The sequence below is a fragment of the Fusibacter sp. genome (assembly GCF_057447755.1).
Genome location: NZ_JBVBZF010000367.1, coordinates 1 through 3,373 on the forward strand (window position 1 = coordinate 1; position 3,373 = coordinate 3,373).

Genomic DNA, 3,373 nt, shown 5'->3' on the forward strand with positions numbered 1-3,373 from the left:
CGTCACGCTTCATTTCACTGTAAAAATCCTCTGTTAAATAATCATCTTCTTCTTGAGAATCAACGCCCCAAAAGAATTTAATCTTATCAATAAATTTATCGCCCATCTGTTCCTCCAAAATGAATTTTATTTTGTTTGATACTGCCTTTTACCAAAAATTCTAGTGCCTACCCTTACCATAGTAGCCCCTTCTTCTATTGCAACTTCATAGTCGCTGGACATCCCCATGGAAAGGTGTAAGGGTATAACATTTTCATAAGGTGAATTTTTCAATTCATCAAACATTTTTTTCATTAATTTAAAGTCATCTCTCAAATGATCTGGTTGTTCCACTATTGGCGCTATATACATCAATCCACACACTCTTACATTTTTAAGTTCCGAAATGTCCCCTAGCAGGGTTTCGAGTGACTCTGGTGGAATTCCAAATTTGCTTGCTTCATCTTGAATATTTATTTGAATTAAGACATCCTGAATCTTGTGGATCTGGCCAGCTCTTTTATTAATTTCAATCGCCAATTTTAAACTGTCCACCGAATGTATCAAATCAACTTTATCAATGATATATTTTACCTTATTTGACTGCAAATGTCCAATCAAATGCCAGTTGACACCACGATTGACTTGGTCATATTTTCTCAGAATTTCTTGAACCTTATTCTCTGCAATATCTGTAATGCCATAACCTATAGCAGCATTCATAACATCTGCTTCATAAGTTTTAGTGACACCAAGCAAAGTTACAGAATTTTCAGGTCTACCTGCTTTTTCACAGACAGATTGAATGCTTTCTCTAACACTTTTAATATTTTCTTCTAGATAAGAATACATTTAACACCTCATTTATTTAATACGATCGCCTTCTTTATATTTTGCACCTTCTCTGACGACCTCTTGATTTGCCTTGAGACTTCTAGTAAGGCCAAGTGTTTCATCATAGAACTGTTCATTGAATACAATGGCATAATCGTCATCGTATCCTATGACCTTCACCGGTACAAATTTCAAGGTTCTATCTTTTTCAACGACAAATACCCCGTTTTGATTGTTAAAAGTCAAGAGTGAATCTGTATGCAGCTTCAGGCCCTTGTAATTCTGCCTTGTGATTTCACACGCCACGATACGTTGATCAAAGTAACGATCAAAGGCTTCAGAAATTCGAATAACTGCAACCGCTTTGTCAGCACTCACGAAAACGTCAAACACTTGTCCGTCAATTTCTTCGTTATTGACCTTGACCTTGACCTTTGAAACGTTTTTATAGGTTTCAACCTCTTCTTTATCAATTAAGACCACCAAATAACCAGTGGCATGATCTACAATCTTAAACACTGGTTCGCCTGCGGTAACGCGACCTGTTGATATCTGCTTAGAATTAATATTTAATGTGTCTATTTCATCATAATTGATATTGTAAATGTTATCAATAGTAAATACGTCCTCATATCCATCGAGTTTATAGGTTAATAAACCACTTGCAGGAGCATTTACCACTAAAGACTGGCCCTCTTTCAAGGTACCGTTACCAACTGTCTTTTGAGTGTAACTGGTGGTTCTATTGGCGAGGAATTTATTTTCACCCTCTAGCTTTTCACGCATCTCAAGCTTTAAGAGTAAGTCGCGCTTAAGTGCTGGGATTTCCTGATAATTATGATTATTGATATGATATATGATTTGGTCCTTTAAGTTCATGATATCAAACTCGAGGACATTGTAATCATACTCGAGGTTCTTTTGCGATTCTTGGGCCAAATCGGTTTCATTTATAGACTCAGGAGACGCAGCCGCCTGAGTTGTGAGATCGCCCTCACGCTTTTCATTAAAGAGTTCAACAACAGGTTCTCCTTTAGCGACAATTCTCTCATCTTCAGCTAAAAATTGAATATTTCCTGATGTGTTGGTCTTGACAACCATTTCATTTCTAAAAATAATGGCTTGATATTGATCCTTTAAATCTAAATCACCATAGGGTACTAAATAGGAACTTTGCTCTTTATAAAACAAGTCCAATCCCAGTTTTACTAAAAAGAACACAATAACCCCAACCAAAGCAATACTCAAAAAAATTCTAAAATAATGCGGTCTTTTTTTACGAGATTTAGGTCTTTTTTTACGAGCGGTTTTCTCTTTTGCCATCTAAACATCCACCTTAAAAGGAATTATTCCCAATTATCAAAGCCTTTGACATACTCATCTATTTCATGCTTTTTCTGTCTAGACATCAGGGCGTTTACAGCAACTCTCGCATCCTTACCTTCGTATAGGATTTTGTAGAGCTCTGATGTGATCGGCATTTCAAGCTTGTATTTGAGCATGAGATCGTGTGCAGATTTAACCGTGTAAGCCCCTTCAACCACCATTCCAATTTCAGCGATGGATTCTTCAAAAGAATGACCTTGACCGATTAAAATCCCACATCTTCTATTTCTACTATGCATACTGGTACAGGTTACGATAAGGTCACCTACACCTGCCAAGCCCCTAAAGGTTTCAACGGTTGCCCCCATGGCAGTTCCAAGGTAAGCGATTTCATTGATCCCTCTTGTGATTAAAGCAGCCTTGGCGTTATCACCATAGCCTAGGCCATCGCTGATGCCTGCGCCTAGTGCAATGATGTTTTTAAGGGCACCACTTATTTCAACACCCACCACATCTGGATTGGTGTAGACTCTAATATAATCATTTGAAAATAAATCCTGTACAAGCTCAGCTGCTTTTCTCGATCTAGAGGCGGAAACAAGGGCTGTTGGCAGCTTTTGAGACACCTCTTCTGCATGTGATGGACCTGACAGGGTTACAAAGGTCTGGTTTGGTAAAATACGACTTGTAATTTGTGAAATTGTCTCTAGACTTTCCATGTCTATCCCCTTAGAGACATTGATTAAGATAACCTCTGGTTTGATAAGGCCATCTTCCACAAACTTAGATAGCGTCTTTTGATATTGCTGTGATGGTACAGAAAATAAAACCACCTCAGCAGCCTCTAAAGCCCTTTGAATATCAGATGTAAAGACAATTTCTTTTGGAATTTGAATATCCTTAAGGTATTTCGCATTCATGCCAGTTCTATTGATTTCATCTATTTGGATTTGGTTTCGTGCCCATACACAAACCTCGTGTCCATTATCATTAAGTACAAGGGATAAAGCAGTTCCCCAGCTTCCAGCTGCTATAATTGTTATTTTCAAATTATGCCTCCAATTTAAACTATTCATACGTCTTACATTATAGCATAAAACCCCCTGTTCATAAACTCATTCAGCAAAGTTTAGCACGAGTCCACCCATTTAGAAAATTTACCCTTTAAATTAAAAAGGATTGGCCATATTGTGGGCGAAACAAATGGCAATCCTCATATTTTCACAAATTATAA

Annotated in this window: 3 protein-coding genes; all 3 read right to left on the reverse strand. The window is 37.5% G+C overall.

Annotated features, from left to right (window positions below; genetic code table 11):
- Positions 1 to 126: 126 nt before the first annotated feature.
- The 3 genes from AC220I_RS20260 to AC220I_RS20270 are packed head-to-tail and all read right to left on the reverse strand — an operon-like array spanning position 127 to position 3,188.
- A complete protein-coding gene (locus AC220I_RS20260; protein ID WP_486725681.1) occupies positions 127 to 831 on the reverse strand; it encodes a YggS family pyridoxal phosphate-dependent enzyme in 705 nt (234 codons plus the stop codon).
- A 12-nt stretch (positions 832 to 843) separates the two neighbouring features.
- Complete coding sequence (locus AC220I_RS20265; RefSeq protein ID WP_486725682.1) at positions 844 to 2,136, reverse strand: biotin/lipoyl attachment domain-containing protein; 1,293 nt, start codon at positions 2,134 to 2,136, stop codon at positions 844 to 846.
- Between the two features lie 23 nt (positions 2,137 to 2,159).
- Complete coding sequence (locus AC220I_RS20270; RefSeq protein WP_486725683.1) at positions 2,160 to 3,188, reverse strand: NAD(P)H-dependent glycerol-3-phosphate dehydrogenase; 1,029 nt, start codon at positions 3,186 to 3,188, stop codon at positions 2,160 to 2,162.
- Positions 3,189 to 3,373: the final 185 nt, after the last annotated feature.